21 protein-coding genes, 2 tRNA genes and 1 riboswitch are annotated in these 20,939 nt (G+C 32.2%); of the genes, 22 read left to right on the top strand and 1 reads right to left on the bottom strand.

Features of this window, described 5'->3' with window-relative positions:
* Positions 1-547: 547 nt before the first annotated feature.
* The 15 genes from I6U51_RS15195 (at position 548) to mreB (ending at position 13,289) form a co-directional block, all read left to right on the top strand.
* Entirely contained in the window at positions 548-913 is a 366-nt protein-coding gene (locus I6U51_RS15195; protein WP_211143441.1) for a hypothetical protein, read from the top strand.
* Between the two features lie 33 nt (positions 914-946).
* Entirely contained in the window at positions 947-1,627 is a 681-nt protein-coding gene (locus tag I6U51_RS15190) for a F0F1 ATP synthase subunit A (protein WP_211143440.1), read from the top strand.
* Between the two features lie 71 nt (positions 1,628-1,698).
* Positions 1,699-1,938, top strand: coding sequence for an ATP synthase F0 subunit C (gene atpE, locus I6U51_RS15185; protein ID WP_374119124.1), 240 nt, complete (start codon positions 1,699-1,701; stop codon positions 1,936-1,938).
* A 61-nt stretch (positions 1,939-1,999) separates the two neighbouring features.
* Positions 2,000-2,479, top strand: coding sequence for a F0F1 ATP synthase subunit B (locus tag I6U51_RS15180; protein ID WP_211143439.1), 480 nt, complete (start codon positions 2,000-2,002; stop codon positions 2,477-2,479).
* Between the two features lie 2 nt (positions 2,480-2,481).
* Positions 2,482-3,021 carry a F0F1 ATP synthase subunit delta gene (locus tag I6U51_RS15175; protein ID WP_211143438.1) on the top strand — a complete coding sequence of 180 codons (540 nt, stop codon included), beginning with the start codon at positions 2,482-2,484 and terminating at the stop codon, positions 3,019-3,021.
* 10 nt (positions 3,022-3,031) lie between these two features.
* Positions 3,032-4,546 carry a F0F1 ATP synthase subunit alpha gene (gene atpA, locus I6U51_RS15170; protein WP_211143437.1) on the top strand — a complete coding sequence of 505 codons (1,515 nt, stop codon included), beginning with the start codon at positions 3,032-3,034 and terminating at the stop codon, positions 4,544-4,546.
* A gap of 24 nt (positions 4,547-4,570) precedes the next feature.
* Positions 4,571-5,422: an ATP synthase F1 subunit gamma gene (gene atpG / locus I6U51_RS15165; RefSeq protein WP_211143436.1), complete on the top strand. Its 852-nt coding sequence runs from the start codon at positions 4,571-4,573 to the stop codon at positions 5,420-5,422.
* Between the two features lie 15 nt (positions 5,423-5,437).
* The gene (gene atpD / locus I6U51_RS15160; RefSeq protein WP_211143435.1) at positions 5,438-6,832 is read left to right on the top strand and encodes a F0F1 ATP synthase subunit beta; all 1,395 of its coding nucleotides are present in this window, start codon (positions 5,438-5,440) and stop codon (positions 6,830-6,832) included.
* A gap of 181 nt (positions 6,833-7,013) precedes the next feature.
* Positions 7,014-7,415: a F0F1 ATP synthase subunit epsilon gene (locus I6U51_RS15155; RefSeq protein WP_211143492.1), complete on the top strand. Its 402-nt coding sequence runs from the start codon at positions 7,014-7,016 to the stop codon at positions 7,413-7,415.
* Between the two features lie 266 nt (positions 7,416-7,681).
* On the top strand, positions 7,682-8,401 hold the full coding sequence (locus tag I6U51_RS15150) for a YwmB family TATA-box binding protein (protein ID WP_211143434.1): 720 nt from the start codon (positions 7,682-7,684) through the stop codon (positions 8,399-8,401).
* 23 nt (positions 8,402-8,424) lie between these two features.
* Positions 8,425-9,684 carry a UDP-N-acetylglucosamine 1-carboxyvinyltransferase gene (murA, locus tag I6U51_RS15145; RefSeq protein WP_211143433.1) on the top strand — a complete coding sequence of 420 codons (1,260 nt, stop codon included), beginning with the start codon at positions 8,425-8,427 and terminating at the stop codon, positions 9,682-9,684.
* Positions 9,685-9,842: 158 nt separating this feature from the next.
* Positions 9,843-10,898, top strand: a complete 1,056-nt coding sequence (gene spoIID, locus I6U51_RS15140) for a stage II sporulation protein D (RefSeq protein WP_246517379.1) — start codon at positions 9,843-9,845, stop codon at positions 10,896-10,898.
* 175 nt (positions 10,899-11,073) lie between these two features.
* Entirely contained in the window at positions 11,074-11,796 is a 723-nt protein-coding gene (locus I6U51_RS15135; RefSeq protein WP_211143432.1) for a M23 family metallopeptidase, read from the top strand.
* 108 nt (positions 11,797-11,904) lie between these two features.
* Entirely contained in the window at positions 11,905-12,159 is a 255-nt protein-coding gene (gene spoIIID / locus I6U51_RS15130; protein WP_211143431.1) for a sporulation transcriptional regulator SpoIIID, read from the top strand.
* Positions 12,160-12,257: 98 nt separating this feature from the next.
* Entirely contained in the window at positions 12,258-13,289 is a 1,032-nt protein-coding gene (mreB, locus tag I6U51_RS15125; protein ID WP_211143430.1) for a rod shape-determining protein, read from the top strand.
* A gap of 77 nt (positions 13,290-13,366) precedes the next feature.
* On the opposite strand, the gene yyaC is transcribed toward mreB, so the two are convergent.
* The gene (yyaC, locus tag I6U51_RS15120; protein ID WP_211143429.1) at positions 13,367-13,903 is read right to left on the bottom strand and encodes a spore protease YyaC; all 537 of its coding nucleotides are present in this window, start codon (positions 13,901-13,903) and stop codon (positions 13,367-13,369) included.
* Between the two features lie 114 nt (positions 13,904-14,017).
* On the opposite strand from yyaC, the gene I6U51_RS15115 reads away from it, so the two are divergent.
* The 7 genes from I6U51_RS15115 (at position 14,018) to I6U51_RS15085 (ending at position 20,669) form a co-directional block, all read left to right on the top strand.
* Positions 14,018-14,716, top strand: a complete 699-nt coding sequence (locus I6U51_RS15115; protein ID WP_211143428.1) for a hypothetical protein — start codon at positions 14,018-14,020, stop codon at positions 14,714-14,716.
* 209 nt (positions 14,717-14,925) lie between these two features.
* Positions 14,926-15,001: transfer RNA gene (locus tag I6U51_RS15110), tRNA-Thr, on the top strand.
* 5 nt (positions 15,002-15,006) lie between these two features.
* Positions 15,007-15,091 (top strand) — tRNA-Tyr (locus tag I6U51_RS15105).
* A 217-nt stretch (positions 15,092-15,308) separates the two neighbouring features.
* Positions 15,309-15,408, top strand: a riboswitch (SAM riboswitch).
* Positions 15,409-15,478: 70 nt separating this feature from the next.
* Positions 15,479-16,654 (top strand): methionine adenosyltransferase, encoded by a 1,176-nt coding sequence (metK, locus tag I6U51_RS15100; protein ID WP_211143427.1) that lies wholly within the window; start codon positions 15,479-15,481, stop codon positions 16,652-16,654.
* Between the two features lie 115 nt (positions 16,655-16,769).
* Positions 16,770-19,022, top strand: coding sequence for an SF1B family DNA helicase RecD2 (recD2, locus tag I6U51_RS15095; RefSeq protein WP_211143426.1), 2,253 nt, complete (start codon positions 16,770-16,772; stop codon positions 19,020-19,022).
* Positions 18,991-20,016 (top strand): hypothetical protein, encoded by a 1,026-nt coding sequence (locus I6U51_RS15090; protein ID WP_211143425.1) that lies wholly within the window; start codon positions 18,991-18,993, stop codon positions 20,014-20,016. Before recD2 ends, I6U51_RS15090 begins: the two co-directional genes overlap by 32 nt.
* Complete coding sequence (locus I6U51_RS15085; RefSeq protein ID WP_211143424.1) at positions 19,989-20,669, top strand: ComF family protein; 681 nt, start codon at positions 19,989-19,991, stop codon at positions 20,667-20,669. The genes I6U51_RS15090 and I6U51_RS15085 overlap by 28 nt, the downstream gene beginning before the upstream one ends.
* The last annotated feature ends 270 nt before the right edge of the window (positions 20,670-20,939 follow it).

Below are 20,939 nucleotides of genomic sequence, written 5' to 3'. Positions count from 1 at the left end.
ATTTTATGATATATTATAAATAAAAAATATATATTAAGTATAAAAATTCTAATTGAAACCTATGGAAAAAGGAGTTATTATATTAAATAAGTATAAATTCTTCTTTTAAATGACTTATAAATCTACAGTGTAAATGATAAATAACGTAAAAAATGTAAAAAGAGTAGTCTAATTAAAGAAAAAGTAATTTTATTTATTAAATTTTATGAAAAAATATCATTTATAATGCATGTATATACAAATAATGTGTCAAAAAAGTTAAATTATTTAGATAATTGCAATATTAAATAAGTAAAGGAATTAAAGTGTTTGAGCTTAATATTAAAAATTTTCAATATTTTTAGAAAAATGAATCGATAATGAGTGATATTTGTTAATTGAAGTAAACTAAATAAATTTAAAGTAATGAAGATAAAATGGAATTATATTGTTAAAAAATCGACTATTAAGGCCAAATATTAAGATTATAGAGAGAATGCAGGATTTTATTTATATTTCCTAAGATTATATAATAGATTATCATGTAAATATTCTGGAGGAATTGAAAGTGCAAAATGACCTTCAATATATGTTCAGAAAAGTTATACTTTTTGACATAATACTAGCCTTAATTTTGGGCGGTACAACCTATTATTTTTTTAAGAATTATGTGTTTGTAGTTCTTTTTGGTTTAAGTTTAGCTGTCATAAGTTTTGTTTTAAATGGAATAATAACTGAGTACATACTTTTAAAAAAGACTGGTAAGTATAAAACAGTTGCGCTTATATCTTATATAATAAAAATAGTAACCATTTCTGGTATAGCGGTAATATTATTCAATCAAAATAAACTTAATGTGATTGCTTATATGTTGGGATATAGTTCTCATTTTATATCTCTAACATTATATGGAATAAACCTAAAAAATCAATAATTTATTAATAATTTTATGAAAGGGAGTGATTATTTGGAAAAGTTCGAACCTTTGTTTTATCTGAATTTATTAGGATATAAATTCGGTGTCACTGAAAGTTTATTATTTCAGTGGATATTAATAGTCATAATTAGTATAATAGCTATAATTTCCACTAGGAACTTAAATAAAGTTCCAAATAGAAAACAAAGTGTTGTAGAAATCGTCGTGGAAACATTTAATTCACTTGTCAGGGAAAACATGGGTGAAGGTTATTCAGCTTTTGTTCCATATATAGGAACCCTAGCAATTTTTCTTTTATCTATGAATTTATTAGGCTTATTCGGTCTTAAACCACCTACACTAGATTTTAGTGTAGTTGCAGGACTCGCACTAATATCATTTGTGGTTGTACAAGTGAATGCTATTAAAAAAATAGGTATGGGACATTACTTTGGAGGGTATTTCAAACCATTCGCAGCATTGCTTCCATTAAACCTTGTAGAAAGATTTATGCTTCCTATATCACTTACACTGAGACTTTTTGGTAACATGACAGCAGCATTTGTTGTTATGGAAATGGTTTATGGAGCATTAGGACACCTAGGATGGGTAGCACAACTTGGTATACCAGTACCTCTTCATGCATATTTTGATGTGTTTGATGGTACAATTCAAATGGTTATATTCATGATGTTAACAATGGTTAACATAAAGATTATAGCAGATCACTAATTTATAGTTATCAATTTAATTTAATATAACATAATTTAAACAATTTTTAAGGAGGAAGAAAAATGGGTAACATTGATCCAAAAGCATTTATATCAGGAATGGCAGCTATAGGTGCAGGATTAGCTGCAATAGGTTGTTTAGGTGGAGGAATTGGAACAGGTAATGCTGCAGGAAAAGCAGTTGAAGGTGTTTCAAGACAGCCAGAAGCAAGTGGTAAAATAATTAGTACAATGGTTATAGGTGCTGCATTCTCAGAAGCAACATCTATCTATGCGTTACTAGTTGCATTATTATTAATATTTAAATCATAATAATAAATAGTGCTCAGGGCACTATTTAAATCTATGCCTGAAGGGAGGCTTTTATAATAGTATGGAGATACATATTCCTCAACTTATTGCTACTATAATAAACTTTGGAATACTATTCCTTATCCTAAGGCATTTTCTATTCAATAGAGTTAATGACACTATTAATGGCAGACAAAATGAAATAATTAATAAAATCAATAAAACTGAAGAAGATATGAAAAAAGCTGAAGAGCTAAGAATAGAAAATGAAACTAACTTAAAACAAGCTAGAGAACAGGGTAAGACTATAGTAGAAGAATATAAAATAAAAGCCGAAAAAGTTTCCTCAGAATTACTAAATGAAGCTCGTGAAGAAGCTGCAACTATAATCGAGAGAGCAAGAACGGAAGCAGGTAGAGAAAAAGACAAAGCTGCTGACGAAATAAAGGGTCAGGTTGTAGACTTAGCTGTTTTAATATCTTCAAAAGCTTTAGAAGAATCTATTGATGAAGAACAACACAGGAGACTTATAAAGGATTTTATAGCTAAGGTAGGTATCTAACTATGCATGAATATTTAGATAGGAGATACGCTCTTGCACTTTATAAAGTTGCAGAGGAAAAAGGAAAAGTAGAACAGTATTTAGAAGACTTAAAAAATATTGTAGCCCTTATGAATAATGATGGAGACTTTATGGAGCTCATCAGACATCCTCAAGTTAGTACTTCAAGCAAAAAGAAACTATTTTCTGATATATTTAAAGGTAAAATAGATGAGGATTTACTATCTTTTTTACTTGTATTAATAGATAAAGGCAGAATCTTAGAGCTCGAAGGTAAACTTAGGGAAATGGAAAAAATAAATCTTGAGAGAAATAATACTGTTATAGCTAAGGTTAAAACAGTTGTTTCACTGCAAGATGATGAGAAGAATAGTCTAATCGAAAAACTTGAAAAAAAATTCGATAAGAAGATTTTACTGGAAGAAGAGTTGGATCCAAGTATACTTGGAGGCGTCTATGTTCAGGTTAACAATGAAGTAATAGATGGAACAGTAAAATCTAAGATTGATGAAATGAAAAAATTAATGCTTAAGAGAGAATAGAGGTGAGCCTATGAACATAAAACCTGAAGAAATAACTTCAATTATCAAACAAGAAATTCAAAAATATGAAAAGAAAATCGAGACAGTTGATTCAGGTACAATAATTCAAGTAGGTGATGGTATAGCCAGAGTTTATGGTCTTAGTGAATGTATGGCAGGAGAACTTTTAGAGTTCCCAAATGATGTTTATGGTATGGCTCTAAACCTTGAACAGGACAACGTTGGTTGCGTTCTTTTGGGTTCTGAAAAAGGTATAAAAGAAGGAGATATAGTTAAGAGGACTGGAAAAGTTGTTGAAGTGCCAGTTGGCGATGCAATTATTGGTAGGGTTGTAAACGCATTAGGACAGCCTATAGATGGAAAAGGACCAATAAAAACAACAGAGACAAGACCAGTTGAACTTATAGCTCCTGGAGTTATAACAAGACAGTCTGTTAAACAGCCATTGCAAACAGGTTTAAAAGCTATAGACTCAATGATACCAATTGGAAAAGGTCAAAGAGAACTTATAATAGGAGACAGACAGACAGGTAAAACTGCGATAGCTACAGATACAATAATAAACCAAAAAGGTAAAGACGTTATATGTATATATGTTGCTATAGGACAAAAGCAGTCAACTGTTGCACATATAGTTAATAACCTTACAGAAATGGGCGCTATGGACTATACAATAGTTGTATCAGCTACTGCATCAGAATCAGCTCCATTGCAATATCTTTCACCATATGCTGGTTGTACAATGGGTGAACATTTCATGGGTCAAGGGAAAGATGTACTTATAGTATATGATGATTTGTCTAAGCACGCTGTTGCTTATAGAACAATGTCATTATTACTTCGTAGACCACCAGGAAGAGAAGCATATCCTGGAGACGTATTCTATGTACACTCAAGACTTCTTGAAAGAGCAGCAAAGCTTTCAGATAAGCTTGGTGGAGGATCGCTTACAGCGCTTCCTATAATAGAAACTCTTGCAGGAGACGTTACAGCATATATACCAACTAACGTTATTTCTATAACAGATGGACAGATATTCCTTGAGTCCGAGTTATTCTACGCAGGACAAAGACCAGCTGTTAATGCTGGTATATCCGTATCCAGAGTTGGTGGTAACGCTCAAATAAAAGCTATGAAACAGGTTGCAGGATCATTAAGACTTGACCTTGCACAATATAGAGAACTTGCTGCTTTTGCTCAATTTGGTTCAGACCTTGATAAAGAATCAAAGAGAAGACTTGAAAAAGGTAAAAGGCTTACAGAAATATTAAAACAACCACAATACAAGCCTGTACCAGTAGAAAAGCAAATAATGATTCTTTATGCAGGTGTTAAAGAACACCTAATGGATGTTCCAGTTGATAAAATTGGCGAATTTGAAAAAGGCTTCATAGAATATATGGATACACACTATAAAGAAATAGGTCAGGAAATAGTAGAAAAGAAAGTTCTATCTGATGACTTAAGCAAAAGACTTAGTGATGCTATAGAAGAATATAAAAAAATATTTTTAGCAGAGGCATAATTTTTCCTTTGCGGGAGGTGAAGTATGGCAGGGGCAGGACTTGTTGCAATTAAGAGAAGAATTAAATCAATAACCAGTACCCAGAAAATAACAAAAGCCATGGGACTTATTGCCACCTCTAAACTCAGAAAGGTTAGAAATAAGCTTGAGTTAAATGATAAATACTCTCAATCCTTTAGTGCTGTTATTAGTCAATTTGTAAACGGTGCTGAGGAAAACAGTATTTATATACATGGTAATAAAGGTAGAAAAAAGCTTTATATTACACTAAACTCAGACACAGGACTTTGCGGAGGATTTAATGCCAATGTTGTAAATAAAGCAGCAGAAACAATAGCAAAAGATAAAGAAAACTCTTTATTACTTTCAGTAGGTCAAAAGGGAAGAATGTACTTTAATAGGTTGAACTTTAAAACTACCGCAGAGTATGTAGATATACCGGATGTTCCTACACTACAAGAGGCAAGTGCTATTACATATAAAGTGTTAGATATGTATCGCAATTCTGAAGTTGGAGAGGTTTATGTAATATATACGAAGTTTTATTCTACTGTAAAACAGGTGGTTACTGTAGAGAAAATACTTCCTTTAGAAAGTAAAGATTCAGAAGTAAAAAAACGTTTTGTTAAGTTTGAACCATCTATTGATGAAATGATAGATGAAGTAATAGTTATGCAATTAAAACAACAAATATTAAACTTTATGCTTCATTCGAAGGCAAGTGAGCAAGGTTCAAGAATGACTGCAATGGATGGAGCAACAAAGAATGCTAATGAGTTATTAGATGCACTTAACCTTAAATACAATAGAGAAAGACAAAGTGCTATAACTCAAGAAATATCCGAAATAGTCGGAGGAGCAGAGGCTCAAAAGTAAGGAGGGACACTACTAATGCCAAACGTAGGCAAAGTTGTTCAGGTTATAGGACCTGTAGTAGATATAAAGTTTAGCACAGAAAACCTTCCTAACATATATAACTCCATAGAGATAAATGTAGGCGATAAAAAACTTATAGCAGAAGTAGCTCAGCATGTTGGAGACGATATCGTTAGAACAATATCTATGGAAGCAACAGATGGTTTAAAGAGGGATATGGAGGCTGTTGATACGGGAGCACCTATATCTGTACCAGTTGGAGAACCAGTTTTAGGAAGACTTTTCAACTTATTAGGACAGCCAATTGATGAAGCGGGAGAAGTTGTTGCGAATACATTTTATCCTATTCATAGACCAGCACCAAGTTTCGAAGATCAATCTGTAGAACCAGAGATGTTTGAAACTGGTATTAAGGTTATAGATCTTCTTGCACCATACCAAAGAGGTGGAAAAATAGGACTATTTGGTGGTGCAGGAGTTGGTAAAACAGTTCTTATTCAGGAATTAATAAATAACATAGCAAAACAACACGGTGGTCTATCAGTATTTACAGGTGTTGGAGAAAGAACAAGAGAAGGTAATGACCTTTATTATGAAATGAAGGAATCTGGAGTTATCGATAAAACTGCATTGGTATTTGGTCAGATGAATGAGCCGCCTGGAGCTAGAATGAGAGTTGCTCTAACAGGTCTTACTATGGCTGAATATTTCAGAGATCAAGGTCAGGATGTGCTTCTATTTATAGATAACATATTCAGATTTACACAAGCTGGTTCAGAGGTTTCAGCTCTACTTGGAAGAATACCAAGTGCCGTTGGATATCAACCAACACTTGCAACTGAAATGGGTGCTCTTCAAGAAAGAATAACTTCAACAAAGCAAGGTTCTATTACATCCGTTCAGGCTGTATATGTACCTGCCGATGACTTGACTGACCCAGCACCAGCAACTACATTCTCTCACCTTGATGCTACAACAGTTCTTTCAAGAGCTATATCTGAACTTGGAATATACCCTGCAGTTGACCCACTAGAGTCAAGTTCAAGAATTCTTGATCCAAGAATAGTTGGAGATGAACATTATGCTGTAGCTTCAGATGTTAAGCATATACTTCAGAGATACAGAGAATTACAAGATATAATAGCAATTCTTGGTGTAGATGAACTTTCAGAAACAGATAGATTAGTAGTTATAAGAGCTAGAAGAATTCAAAGATTCTTATCCCAACCATTTACTGTTGCTGAACAGTTTACAGGAATGAAGGGTGCATATGTTCCTATAAAAGAAACTGTAAGAGGATTTAGAGAAATACTTGATGGTAAATACGATAATTTACCAGAAGCAGCATTCTTATTTGCAGGAACTATAGAAGAAGTAGCAGAAAAAGCAAAGGCTATGATGGAAAGTTAATATTTAATTATAAAGTTAGACAGTATATACTGTCTAACTTTATGTATATGTGTAGTAGGGTAGGAACTGCCCGAATTGAAGCCTGTGGAGAACAATATAGTCTTGTTTTAAGTGTATGTTCTTAGAAACAGGAAGCTCTAGTTTTGGAGTTGTTCACATTACTTGTGAGAAGGAGATTAATATGGCAGATGCTTTAAAGTTAAATATCCTTACTCCTGAAAAGGAATTTTATACTGGTGAAGTTATAGAAATAATAACAGACAGCACTCAAGGCCGTGTAGGGATACTTGCTGATCACATGCCTTTAGTAACAACATTAAGACCAGGTGTTACAGAAATTACTGAAAAAGGTGGAAAGCAAATTAAAGTATTCACTTCAACTGGAATTATGGAAGTAAAAGATAATGAAGTCAGAATTCTATGTGATGTATGCGAATGGCCTGAGGAAATTGACTTTAAAAGAGCTGAAGAAGCTAGAAAAAGAGCAGAAGAAAGATTAAAAGATAAAAACCACGATAATCTTGATATAAGAAGAGCTGAGTTAGCTTTATCAAGAGCTCTTGCTAGATTAAAGTTGCAATAGGATAACTATTTGAATAACACGAAACATTTGTTTCGTGTTATTTTTGCGATAAAGTATTTTTAATTTTTGCACATTTTTTTATAGAATTCTATATATTGATAATATATTAAAATAAGACGAACTTTAGGTATGATTTTATTGATTTTGTAGACCATAGATAAATTTGCTTTGTTTTATGTAAAAATTGTTAATAATTAAATGTAATTGAATAACCCTCTAGTTAGTTGTACATAATTTAGGTATAACACAAAAGGGGGGTGCGCTCTATGGGTATTATCCTAAGAGCAAATATAATGAGAAAGAAGATTATTTTAATAATCATACTTGCAATAGTAGGAGTTATATTTTCTTCTGCTGATTTTCCAATGGCAAGCAAAGATACTAATCTATTTGAAGAGTCTTTGATGAGGGTTAAGGGTAAAACTGTAGAGTATGGTATAACTTCAAATTTTACAACAGAGGAAAATGGTGAGGAAATCTCAGATTATATATTGCGGAGCCTAAACTTCTATGACGGATTGAATAAAAGCATATTGAAAAACGGAAAGGTTTACTGTGTAGAATTTGAAAAAAATGATGTAAGTGGGTACATAGAAACTACTACATATGAAAATCATAATTTTGTAACAGTAAATATTGTGAAAAAAGATGATAAAAATGATTTAGAGGATTTAAAAAATAAAATTCACGATTGTCTTAAGAATAAGCAAATTCATGCTAAATATTTTCAGTATTTAAAAGCAAAAATTCCAAGTGATAACATAGCAGATGCAAATAAAGAAATATTAATGCTTTTAAAAAAATATAAGGCATCTAACATAAATACTATTGAATTAGAAAATGGATATAGTACAACAGCATATACAAGAAATTATGATTCTACACAAAGTGATGGTAAATCAATAGATTTTAATTATGCTGTCTGTAAATACTCTTCAGGTAGCTATATAATTATTGGAACACCGGAAATAATTGTAACATATTAGCAATTGTAGAATGGAGGATAGTTATGGATAAGATAATAGTTAGAGGAGGAAAAAGGCTAGAGGGTGAGGTAAACATAAGTACTGCTAAGAATTCTGTATTACCAATTATAGCAGCTAGTATACTAAGTGGTGATAAGTGTATAATAGAATCAGCTCCAATGCTTGAGGATGTTTTTGTTATTAGCGATGTGCTTAGAACTATTTCAACAGAAATAGATATAGATAGTAAAACAAATAGAATCTTAATCGATTCATCAAATATTAAAGATTGCGAAGCTTCTAGTGAGCTGGTAAAGAAAATGAGGGCATCTTTTTTGATTATGGGAGCTATGATTTCGAGGTTTGGCAAGTTTAGATTATCACTTCCAGGAGGTTGTAATATAGGAACAAGGCCTATAGATTTGCACTTGAAAGGATTCAGTGCATTAGGTGCAGAAGTGAGCGTTGGGCATGGTTATGTTGAAGCTCAGGCTAAAAAACTTATAGGAAACAAAATTTACTTGGATTTTCCTTCAGTAGGGGCCACTGAGAACATTATGATGGCAGCAGTAATGGCAGAAGGTGAAACTACTATAGAAAACGCAGCTGAGGAGCCGGAAATTGAGGACTTAGCAAAGTTTTTGAACAGTATGGGAGCAAATATTATTGGAGCAGGATCAGGTACTATCCATATTATTGGAGTAAAAAATTTAAAAGGAACAACACATAAACCAATATACGATAGAATAGAAGCTGGAACATTTATGACTGCTGCTGCAATAACTAGGAGTAAAATTAAAATAAATGGGATAGATGAGCGCCATTTAAAACCTGTAATTGCTAAGTTAACAGAAGCAGGAGTTAATATTAAAATAGAGGGGAATAGCATGGTAATAGATGGAGATAGGGACTTGAAGCCGATCGATATTAAGACCATGCCTTATCCGGGATTTCCAACGGATATGCAGTCACAACTTTCAGGGCTTTTATGTACAGTACATGGAACTAGCATTATAACAGAAACAATTTTTGAAAATAGATTTATGCATGCATCAGAAATGAAAAGAATGGGAGCTAATATTAAAATTGATGGTAGAAGTGCTGTCATAGAAGGCGTTGATAGATTAACTGGCGCAGAAGTTAGAGCGACAGATTTAAGAGCAGGTGCAGCGCTAGTACTTTGCGGATTAGCTGCAGAAGGAGAAACAGAAGTTACAGATATATACCATGTAGATAGAGGGTATGTTAACATAGAGAAAAAACTGAAGGGGTTAGGTGCTGACATTGAGAGAGCAAAGATGTAAATTCCCACGGTATTAATATATGAGATAAAAGAGAAGATTAGAACGAATATCTTCTCTTTTTTATTACCAATATTTAAGAGATGAAATATAGTAATAATTTTCAAATGTAAGTAATAAAAATATAATGTTATATTTTACAAAAGTAAGGAGATACATATATGAGAAGAGGCATGAGTATTCCAATACATTTGAAAAGATTTTTTTTGCTAATATTAATAAGTACAAGTTTTATCATAATTCTTTCATTAGCATTAGTAGGATTCGGAGAGGGAAGCGGCAATGTAGTGAAATCTATTATACCTAGATTTTTAATGAAATCTAATGACATAGCATTTAACGAAAATAATGTGGGAGTACCGAAGATAAAGGTATATATAACTAAAGAGAATAGAGTAGTTGAAATGTATCTTGAAGAATATGTTAGAGGTGTTGTTGCTGCAGAAGTGCCTGTTGAATTTGAAATTGAGGCACTAAAGGCACAAGCTGTAGCAGCTAGGACCTTCGCACTAGCACATATGGAAGAGTATGGAGGCAAAAAATACAAAAGCAATACAGGTGCTAATGTATGCGATACAGTGCAGTGTCAAGTATTTACAAATAAAGATGATAGGTTAAAAACATGGCCTGCAAGTAAGAGAGAAGAATATTGGAATAAGATAACTGAAGCCGTAAAGGATACTTCAGGAGAGGCTTTGGTATATGATGGAAGGATTATAGATGAGCCTCTTTTCTTTGCAGTAAGTGGGGGCAAAACAGAAAATGCATTAGATGTTTTTAAAGATAACAAGCCTTATTTGAAAAGTGTAGAAAGCCCTGGGGAAGAAGCTGCGCCAAAGTTTAAAAGTGTTGTAAAAATGTCTTATTTAGAGTTCATAAAAAAAATTAATGCGGAGTATTCTAACACTGATATAAGCTTATTAAATGTTAGAAATCAAATAGAAATAAAAAGCAGGAACGAAAGTGGATCTGTAAAAGAAATCAGACTCGGTAAAACAACAATATCAGGGGTGAAGTTCAGAACTATTATGGGACTAAATTCTACTAACTTTAAAATTAAATTTAACTCCAGCAATGTGGAGATAAGTTGCACTGGCTATGGACACGGAGTAGGAATGAGTCAGTGGGGAGCTAATGCAATGGCAAAACAAGGCAAGAACTATAAAGAAATATTACAGCACTATTATAGCGGTGTGGAAATTACAAAAATGAAATAATACTTATAAAAATGCTATTAAAAAGCAGATTAGAGTTAATAAGGATTCTAATCTGTTTTATTTCTTTTTGTCTTGAAAAAAATGTAAAAAAATATAGAAAATAATAGAAAAAAATTTATGAAAAATATGTATTTTTTTCTATTGTCTGGACAAACTACAAAAAGGAGGTGTTCGTATGGATAAAAAATTTTTCAACAAAACATTAAACTTTTTAAAGAAAGAGGGCTTTTACGTAATACTATTTGTTTGTTTGTGTATTGTCGCTACAGTGGCTGCTTTAACAGCTAGAAATAATAAACATACAGATAATACGCCAGTGCAACAAAGTAATTCAGTACAACAAAAACAAAACAAGGAGACAGCTAAGGCTGGAAATGAGCCTTCTTTAAATTACGATAATGCTCTACAGGTAAAGAAAGAGACTAAGCCAGAAATAGTTGTACCTAAGAATGATACTAAATCACAAGGAGTTTCCAATTCAGTGAATGTAGCATTTCAAAAACCAGTAGAAGGAAGTTTAGCAAGAGCTTATTCCGAAGATCCTGTATTTTGGGATTCTACAGGAAGTTATAGACCTAACCTTGGGTATGATATAAAAGCAGAATTAGGAAAACCGGTTCTTGCTGTTGCTGATGGAAAAGTAGAGCAAGTTAACAGTGCAACACAAGATGGAGTGGAAGTTATCATAAACCATCAAAATGGTATAAAAACTGTCTATTCAAATTTAGATCCAAAAGTAAAGGTTACTAAAGGACAGACGGTAACAAAAGGTACAGCTATAGGTGTAGTTGGTAAGAGTACACTAAGAGCAGCTTATGAAAAATATGGTGATCACTTACACTTTGCAGTTTTAAAAGGAAAAGATTTTGTTGATCCAAGTAAGTATTTAAAGTATTAAAATTCTAGCCATTTTCCGAGGAGTTTATCGGAAAATGGCCCATACAATGAATTTAAAAATGTAAATTAGCATATTTATAAATATAGAAGGGTTAAGGAGGTACCACCTTTGAAAGATTACATTGAAGAAAGAGTTTTAGAAGTTGCAAGGTATATTATAGGGTCAAAAGCTACAATAAGAAAAACAGCTAAAGTCTTTGGAGTAAGCAAAAGTACAATACACAAAGATATGACTGAAAGGTTACCTAAAATAAATCCTCAAATTGCTGAAGAGGCTAAAATTATATTAGATTATAATAAAGCCGAAAGACATATAAGAGGTGGAAAAGCAACTAAAATGAAGTATAAAGCTATTGAAGGTTAAAAACATTCCGATTATAATTAATATGAAGATATAATAAAATAGACAAATTTGTCATTAAAATGATAAATTTCTGGGGAAGAGTAGGAGTGAATTAAGGAATGTTTTTCAGTATAGGAACCGATATGGGAATTGATTTAGGTACAGCTACGGTGCTCGTTTATATTAAAGGAAGGGGAGTAATATTAAAAGAACCTTCAGTAGTTGCTATAGATAAAAGCAAAAATAAAGTTTTAGCAGTAGGCGAGGAAGCGTGGCAAATGATAGGTAGAACGCCAGGTAATATCGTGGCGATTCGTCCATTGAGGGATGGGGTTATATCAGATTATGATATAACTGAAAAAATGTTAAAATATTTTATAACTAAAGCTTGTGGGAAAAAAAGAATGTCAGCACCAAGGGTAGTAGTTTGTGTTCCTTGTGAAGCTACAGAAGTAGAGAAAAGAGCTGTAATTGATGCAGCTAAAAATGCAGGTGCTAAAAAGGTGTTCTTAATAGAAGAGCCTTTGGCGGCTGCAATTGGTGCAGGCCTTGATATAACTAAGGCAAGTGGAAACATGGTTATAGATATAGGTGGAGGTACAACAGACGTAGCAGTTATTTCTTTAGGCGGAATCGTTGTAAGGGCTTCAATTAAGGTTGCAGGAGACAAGTTCGATGAGGCTATAATGAGATATATAAGAAAAGAGCACAAGCTTATGATTGGAGAAAGAACTGCAGAAGATTTAAAGATAAATATAGGATCTGCATTTGAGAGAGAAGAAAAAGTCACTATGGAGATAAGAGGAAGAGATTTAATTACTGGACTTCCTAAAAATATAGCTGTATCCTCAGATGAAATGAGGGAAGCATTAAGAGAAACTGTAAATGCAATAGCAGAAACAACTCACTCAGTGTTAGAGAAAACTCCTCCAGAATTAGCAGCAGATATAGCTGATAAAGGAATAGTTATGACTGGTGGAGGAGCATTATTAAATGGTCTCAGTAGCCTAATACAGGAAGTAACTAAGGTTCCAGTATATGTTGCGGAAGAGGCTGTTTCCTGTGTGGCTCTAGGAACAGGTAAGGTATTGGAGTACTTAGATAAAATGGAAGTTACCTTTACTGGTGATGACATAACATTAATAGATTAGCGAAGAAAATTATTCTAAATGAATATAAATAAATAGTATAAAATAAAAAGCAAAATCTCTAGATTTTGCTTTTTATTTTATACTATTATTTCATTGTTATATAGATAATAAGCATGAATTAATGAATCCCTTACAACCTTTGCCATACTGAAAATTAAACTTAGTCTTATACTAGTACTATTAAATATTTCATCATTATCGTTAGAATCAACTATACCTATTATAGAGGTTTCGCCTACATTAGGTAGTGATTTACCGACACCTTTTCCAGGATGAACAGGGTAATCCCTTGCTTGAATTTCTCCTATGCTATCAGAGTCTCCTAAGCAGGCATCGATACCTATTATATGGTTATTAGGATGAAGCTGTTTAATTTCATCTAGTCTTTTATCAATATTTAAAGCATGTATCGGCTCTGAGATTGTGCCATATACAGGTAATGGAAAGTTAGACTCTTTAAGCAATGTACCAACTAAAGGGCCAAGGCAGTCTCCTATACATCTATCAGTGCCAATACATACTACAATTGTATTCTTATCAATATAATCTTTCAAAAAATAAGCAATATCATAGTATGATAGCGGATTTTTATAGTTAGCTTTCACTCTTTTCAATAGCTACACCTCCTTAGTAATTTATATGAAATTATCTTAAGAAATATTAAGAAAAAGGAATAAAAAAAGAAAAAAAAGAGATAATAATATAGGTGCAAGGAGGGCGTATATATTATGAAGAAAACAATATTATCTTTTATAGCGATTTTGTGTACGGCTGTTTGTGTTTTAATAATGGTATTTGCAGATAAAATAGGAACAAAGGGAGAAATATATAAGGATAAAATAGAAGTAATAAACGATAATAATACTTCAAAACAAAATGACAACATAAAACAAAACTTCAATATAAAAAAAGAAGCAAGTAAAGATGAGAATAAAGGTAAAAATGAAACCAATCAAGCAAATTCTATTGCAGTAACAGACGCATATAAAAGTTTCAAAATGAATGAAATAAGTGAAAAAATTCAACAGGATAAAAAGGTATTTTTTGAAGAAAGTGACAAAGCTGTAGAGGCTAAAAAAGTTGAAGATAAAGAAAACTCTAAAAAGATTAGTTCAGAAGATACTGCCAGTGAAAATGTAAAGAAAGATTCTGCTAATTATTCTAGTGACAGCACTCCAGTATTTAAGGTTTCTAAGTCGAAAATAAAGGATAAGCTTACATTGTCAGACAAGGAGAAACTGTTATCTATAGCAGCAAAGTTGTCAGCTGTAGATTACGAAAAAATCAATACATATCTTCAAAATGGAAGTGATGAAGATATAAAAAACACTATAAAATTGCTCAAAAGTAGGTTATCTGATAAAGACTATGAAAAGGTTAAATTGGTAGCAGAGAAATTCATTAATATGGACGTTGTAGAGCAGTAAGAAATAAGAGAGTAAAAAGTAATATTTAATGTATAATCACATAACTAGAATTTGCATTTGAATTATAGAGTAATATAGAGAAAAACGTAAATATATAGAGAATTGTGCTTATAAATTCGCATAATAGGCTATAATTGGATTTGAAAATAACATAATAACAATGTATACTAATCCATGTTGAAGCGGTTAAAAACTTCAAAACAAGGTATGCTGGTTTAGCTCAGCAGGTAGAGCAACTGACTTGTAATCAGTAGGTCGCGAGTTCGATTCTTGCAACCAGCACCAAATATGGAGGAATTCCCGAGTGGCCAAAGGGGGCAGACTGTAAATCTGTTGTCAGTGACTTCGATGGTTCGAATCCATCTTCCTCCACCATAAATAAAACACTCATAGGAGTGTTTTATTTTTATATATTTTTGTGATACAATATAGGTAGTGATAGGATATTTTAATAACATTTATCACATAACATTATTTATATAATAAAAATACTTCAAATATCATAAAATATATAAACTTTATTATGGATTTTATATTGACAGCATGTTTTAACTATGTTAATATCATTAACGAATGTAATTAAATACATAAACTCTTATCAAGAGAGGTGGAGGGAAAGGGCCCGATGAAACCCGGCAACCGGCTTATAGCTAAGGTGCCAATTCCTGCAGTATGAGTCTGCGAGATAAGAGAGTAGTTAAGTAATTTAACCTCTTCTTATTGAAGAGGTTTTATTTTTTTATAAAACGGAGGGATAAGATTATGAGAAGACTTTTTACGTCCGAATCAGTTACAGAAGGACATCCAGATAAGATATGTGATCAAATTTCTGATGCTATTCTTGATTCAATACTAGAACAAGATCCAAATGGTAGAGTAGCTTGCGAAACTGCGGTTACAACAGGTATGGTTATGGTTATGGGAGAAATATCAACTAATTGTTATGTAGATATTCCTAAACTAGTTAGAAAAACTATAGAAGAGATAGGCTATACAAGAGCTAAATTTGGTTTTGACTGTGATACATGTGCAGTAATGACTTCAATAGATGAACAATCATCAGATATAGCTATGGGAGTAGATGAGGCTCTTGAATCCAAGATGGGCCAAATGGATAAGATGGAGGCAATAGGTGCAGGAGACCAAGGAATGATGTTTGGTTTTGCAACAAATGAGACAGCTGAATATATGCCTATGCCAATAAGCTTATCTCATAAACTTTCAAGAAGATTAGCTGAAGTTAGAAAAAATGAAACATTAGCTTATTTAAGACCAGATGGAAAAACACAGGTTACTGTTGAGTATGAAGATGATAAGCCTGTTAGAGTAGATGCAATTGTAATTTCAACTCAACATGATCCAGAAACAACACGTGAGCAAATAGAAAAAGATATGATTGAACATGTAATAAAGCCTGTTATTCCAGCTAATTTATTAGATGAAGCTACTAAGTACTTTATAAATCCAACAGGAAGATTCGTTGTGGGAGGACCACAAGGAGATTCAGGCTTAACAGGAAGAAAGATCATTGTTGACACTTATGGTGGATATGGAAGACACGGTGGTGGTGCTTTCTCAGGAAAGGATCCAACTAAGGTTGACAGATCAGCTGCGTATGCTGCTAGATGGGTTGCTAAAAACCTTGTTGCTGCAGGAGTTGCTGACAAATTAGAGATACAACTTGCTTATGCTATAGGTGTTGCAAAACCTGTATCTATAACAGTTGACACATTTGGAACAGGAAAAATAGCAGAAGATAAGATTGTTGAAATAGTTAATAAGGTATTTGACTTAAGACCTGCTGCTATTATAAAGGATTTAGATCTGAAAAAGCCAATGTACAGACAGGTAGCTGCTTATGGACATTTTGGAAGAACTGATGTAAATGTTCCATGGGAAGGTTTAAGTAAAGTTGAAGAAATTAAAAGTTTTATGTAATAAATAATTATTAAAGATAAAAAAGTTCTTATGTTTGCAGCATAAGGGCTTTTTTTTTATAAAAATTAATATCATGTGCTATAATTATAATAAAAAGTAAATTAGGAGAGGTTTTATGCAAGAAATACAGGGGATTGTAGAAGATATAATTTTTCAAAATGAAGAAAATGGGTATGTAGTTGCAAAAGTTAAAGAAGGAAATGAAAGAATAACGATAGTAGGCTGTATACCCTACATAGCGGAAGGTCAAAATTTGAAAATTATAGGTGAATGGGTTTTACATCCTCAATTTGGTCAACAATTTAAAGTACAATTATGTGAAGAAATAATGCCAAGCTCAATTGTAGGCATAGAAAGATATTTGTCATCAGGAATAATAGCTGGAATAGGACCTGTAACGGCTAAAAAAATTGTAGAGAAGTTTGGGGAAGAAACTTTAAATATATTAGATAATAATATAGAGAGACTTAAAGAAATAGAGGGAATTGGAGAGAAGAAAATAGCGCTGATTAATGAATCCTATTCTAAGCAACATGAGATAAGAAATATAATGGTTTTTTTGCAGACCTATGGTGTTACTCCTAATCAATGTGTAAAAATACACAAAAGATTTGGTGGAGACTCTATAAAATTTGTAAGAGAAAATCCATATATTTTAACGGAAGAAATATCTGGTATAGGATTTAAGACAGCAGATAAAATAGCAAGAAGCTTAGGAGTAGAAGCAAACTCTCCTTTTAGAATACAAAGTGGAATAAGATACTTGGTAAGTCAATTTTGCAGCTTAGGAAATACATACATGCCTATGGAAAAGTTAATCAAAGAAGGGATAGACACGCTTGGTGTCTCAAAAGATGAGCTCGAAGAAAACATTTATGAAAGCTCTATAAATGGGAAAATAAAGTTAGAAAAGATGAAGGATGAAATATGTGTATTTTCGCTACCTTATTATTATTGCGAACTTGGTGTTACTAAAAAAATACTTACTTTAGCCTTAAGTAAGTATGATGATATAGGAATTGAAATAGATAAGGAAATAGAGGAGTTTGAGAAGTCTAACAGCATAGAATTTGCAGCATCACAAAAAGAAGCCATAGGTGGAGCTATAAAGAATGGGATAGAGATAATAACGGGAGGACCAGGTACCGGCAAGACCACCATAATAAACTGTATAACTGAAATATTTGAAAAAGCAAGTTTAAAGGTATTTATGGGGGCACCTACAGGAAGAGCGGCAAAAAGAATGACTGAGGCTACTGGAAGGGAAGCTAAGACTATACATAGACTTTTAGAAATGGGAGTAAGTGAAGGTGATGATGATTTACTTTTCACAAGAGGTGAGGATGCTCCACTAGAATGTGACGTTATAATTATTGATGAGGCATCTATGATAGATATTACGCTTATGCATAATCTGCTAAAGGCTGTATCCCTTGGGACTAGACTTATAATTGTAGGAGATGTTGATCAGCTTCCTTCTGTTGGGCCAGGAAATGTGCTTAGAGATCTAATAGAAAGTAAATGCATAAAGGTTGTAAGGCTTAAAGATATATTTAGGCAATCTCAAGAAAGCATGATAGTTGTAAATGCTCATAAAATTAATGCAGGAGAAATCCCTGCTATTAATAAAAAAGATAAGGACTTCTATTTTATAAAATGCGAAGAACCAAACAAAATTTGTGATACTGTAATAGAGCTTATAGATAAAAGATTGCCTAATTTTAATAAACTCTGGAATAAAATGCATCATATTCAGATATTATCGCCTATGAGAAAGGGTGTACTAGGAATATCTAGCTTAAATAAAAAACTTCAGGATATTTTAAACAAAAAAGATGAAAATAAAAAAGAAAAGGAATTTAAAGATGTAGTATTTAGAGTTGGGGATAAGATAATGCAGACTAAGAATAATTACTCACTAAAATGGGTTAGAGTTGCAGGAGAAGGTGAGAATGAAGGCTTAGGAATATTTAATGGTGATGTTGGCTATATAGATGATATAGATGAAGAAAAAGATACAATAACAGTAGTATTCGATGATGAAAGAAAAGTTATATATGATAGTATATATTTAGATGAGATTGATTTAGCTTATGCTATAACAATACATAAAAGCCAGGGAAGTGAATTTCCAGTAGTCATCATACCTATGTTTATGGGACCACCTTTATTAATGAACAGAAACTTACTTTATACTGCTATCACAAGAGCTAAGCAACTGGTTGTTTTAGTAGGAGATATGAAAGCTATGCAATTTATGATAAATAATAATAAAAGTTTTGAAAGATATTCACTATTAAAATTTAGAATAATGGATATAATGGAGAGTGAAGTAAATGTTCTTGTTAAAGAGGAAGAATCTAGATGATGAGAAAGAAAAAATTGGGAATTTGATATTGAACTGGAGTAGAGGATATGAACGCTTCTTAAATGTAATATCACTTCCTTACAATTCATCAGAGATATTTCTTAAAACAATACAGGACTATGTTAGAAGAGGGAAAAATGTAATTTATATTACAAATGAAGAGCCAGGAAGTATTAATATATTAGAATTAATAAAAAAACGTACAGATTTTAGGGACTATGCCTATATAAGAAAATCAAAGGCAAGGTTAAATTCAAGATTAAAGGTATGTAATTTTATAAATGCTTCAACTATAGATGAAAAATTTGACTTGATTATTTATGATGATATAAGAAGCTTCCCAACTTATAATAAGTATGAAATACTAGATTTGGTATCTAGAATATCTAAAGAGGACACTAAATTTATAGCTTATTCAATAGAGAGTGTATTAAAAAATGAAAGAGAAATAATTTTACCCGTAAAAGATAATAGAAGTCCAATGGTGGAACCAAGGACGATAGTAACAAGAATAAACATAAATAAGGATATACCATTTGTAGTATATGAATATCTAAAATGGTTCTTAGATTGTGATAAAAGAGTTGTTATATGCGTCCCTGATGAAGAAAAATTAGAGAATGTATATTCTTATATAAACAATTATTGTCGAACTCTAAATAGAAATATAATATGTTTTGCAAAAGATAAATTAAATAAAAAATTGATTACAAACCTGTCGAAGATGAAAAAGACGGTACTTATTACAAATGATTTCGAGCAAACCGTTTGTAACATAAATGATTCAAATATTATGGTATACTTCGCTAATGACCCTGAGTTTAATTATAAAAAATTAATATATTTTTGTGGAAGCGTAGGACGAGGGGAGAAAGATTCGAAAGGAGAAGTTATATTTTTAGCTAATGAAGAAACAGAAGATATGGAAAGAGCAAAAGATATAACAAGAAATTTCAATAAAGAGGCATGGGAAATGGGATTATTAAGATTTTAAAGTTTATGTGGGATTGTGTACTCCAAGTAGTATATGATGGTGATGAGAAATGTATTTTGTGTGAAAAGGAACTGTACAACTGCAATTACATATGTGCAGACTGTGAAAAGAGAATAAAATTCTGTAATGATCCTTTTGATATAAAATTTAACAATATAAAAATTACAAGTTATAGTGTATCATACTACTCGGGGGCAATGATGGAACTGATCCTAAAACTTAAATATAAAAGTAATTTTAGGGCAGGAGAAACTATAGCTAACTATATGATAGATTTAGTCAAAAGAGAAAAACTAAAATTTGATTTCATAGCATATATTCCTATGAATAAAAGTGCTATGAAAAAGAGAGGATATAATCAAAGTAGATATCTAGCTAGAATAGTAAGTGATAGCTTAAATATACCTATAATTGATTGCTTGAAAAAGATACATCAAACAGAAGATCAAATAGGACTAAATCATGATGAGAGATGGGAAAATATGCGGGAATGCTTTAAGTTTATTGATAAAATTAATATAAAGAATAAAAGAATTTTAATAATTGATGATGTCGTAACAACTGGAGCTACAACGTTCTATTGTGCTTATGAACTTATAAAAAATGGAGCGGAAGAAATTACTGTGTTGACTGGAGCCAAAAGTAAGGTATAATTATTATATTGAGTTAGGTTTGTGGTTGAAAGTCGATGCCAGTCGCAGGCGAAACGATCCACGTAAGTTGAATAAAAATGTTTAATGAGCATGGTGCGGCTTAGAAGTAAGTCCTGCCGTTAAAAACGAGAGGGTAAGTAGTGAGAGGGTAATTCTGGGTAGCAAAAGCTCCAGCAGGCGAGTGTGGGGTCAAAGACCAGGTCAACTAACTTAATATATAGCAATAATGCGGTATAGCAGTCTTTTAAAGGCTGCTATATTTATTTTCCA

The organism is Clostridium aciditolerans, assembly GCF_016316925.1.
GTDB lineage: Bacteria > Bacillota > Clostridia > Clostridiales > Clostridiaceae > Clostridium_AM > Clostridium_AM aciditolerans.
Note: the sequence above shows the minus strand (reverse complement) of the source record. Positions and strands in the feature narration are given on the sequence as shown.